Genomic DNA, 254 nt, shown 5'->3' on the forward strand with positions numbered 1-254 from the left:
GCCCAAAACAAAACAATTCTATGCTTAAAGCAGTTTTATTCGATATGGATGGTGTTATTGTAGATACTGAGCCTTTGCACCGAAAAGCCTATCATCAAATGTTTGATGACGTTAATATTAATGTAGATGAAGATTTATATGCTTCTTTTACAGGGCAGTCCACTATTAACATCTGCAAGCGTTTGGTAGACCATTTCAATTTGAATGAAACACCAGAGCATTTAGTCAGTTTGAAGCGTAAGCACTATAAAATC

Annotated in this window: 1 protein-coding gene; it reads left to right on the plus strand. The window is 35.0% G+C overall.

Going from position 1 to position 254, the window contains the following annotated elements; translation table 11 throughout:
• Positions 1–20: 20 nt before the first annotated feature.
• A partial coding sequence (locus ACRHOZ_RS21145; RefSeq protein WP_431130300.1) for an HAD family hydrolase occupies positions 21–254 on the plus strand: 234 nt, incomplete at its 3' end.

It is taken from the genome of Flagellimonas flava, assembly GCF_050617915.1.
Taxonomy (GTDB): Bacteria; Bacteroidota; Bacteroidia; order Flavobacteriales; family Flavobacteriaceae; genus Flagellimonas; species Flagellimonas flava_A.